Here is a 1168-nt window from a genome sequence, read left to right on the forward strand (position 1 = left end):
GACGACGGTGGAGTCGATGGTGATCCGCGGCGAGTGGTCGCCGTCCGGGCGCAGCGTGAAGCGGTCCATCACGCGGTCGGTGAGCGCGTGGCAGAACACGTCCAGCAGGTCGAAGACCGAGCCGTCGGGCAGCACGGCCGAGAGCCGGCCCGCCCGCTCCTCCACCCGCACCTCGCCGGAGCGCACGGTACGCGGACGGTGCGGGTCGGCGCTGTGGTCGGTGAGGGCGACGTAGTGGTCCTGCGGCCGCTCCAGGGACTGCCTGCTGCGCGCGGACCACTTGAGCGGGAGCTCCTTGGGCAGCATGGGCAGCAGCCGCGGGCCGGGGAAGTCCCGGGTGGTCTCGTCGACCAGCTGCCCGCGGTCGGGGTGCTGGTGGACGAAGAGCGACTGGGCCAGGGTGTTCATGGCGACGTGCAGCTCACCGATGACGAGCTGGAACTCGCCGCGTCCGACGGCTTCCAGGTCCTCCGCGACGAGCATCAGGTCGGGGCTGACGTACCGGCTCAGCGACCAGCCGCGCCCGTCCTGCGGGAACGCCTCGCGCACCTGCCCGGCGATGGCGGCGCTGGACAGCGAGACCCGCCGGGCGCCGGGCGGCGCGGCGATGATCCGCCCCCAGCGCTCGCGCAGCTCGGCCTGGATGCGCTCGATCTCGGCGAAGGACTCCGGGTGCGGGGCCGGCAGGCAGGCGAACCAGAGCGAGCCGAGGTCGACCTGCCCGTGCCGCTCGCGCAGTTCGCGGTAGACCTCGTGGATGCGTGCGCCGACGGCCTCCGCGTACCGGTCGGTCATCCAGCGGGCGGCGGTCAGGCACAGCTCCAGCGGGACGAGCTGCGCCAGGACGGCGGTGCCCACCGTCGCCGTGGCGGACCGGCGGCAGTCGGCGTACACCAGCGCGCGGTTGGGCGCGGTGCGGGCCCCCTTCTCGCGGACCGCCGAGACCTCGGTGAGCTCGGCGAAGCTCGCCTCCAGGGCGGCGAGCGCGGCGGTCAGCTCCTCGGGGTCGGTACCGGCCCGCTCGACCCGGTCGCGGCCGGTCTCCAGCACCGCGAGCCCGGCCAGGGCGGGCTCGCGCACCGCCGGGTCGCCGATGCGCTCCAGCAGGGTGCGCAGCTCCCGCTCGGGGTAGGTGCCCGCGGGCACCTCCAGCCGCCAGCTGACCAGC

1 protein-coding gene is annotated in these 1168 nt (G+C 75.0%); it reads right to left on the bottom strand.

Features of this window, described 5'->3' with window-relative positions; translation table 11 throughout:
• Positions 1 to 1168, bottom strand: a 1168-nt coding sequence (locus HO151_RS06490; protein WP_173895139.1) for a lantibiotic dehydratase, incomplete at both ends; no start/stop codon positions are given.

The organism is Streptomyces sp. 8P21H-1 (assembly GCF_013302945.1).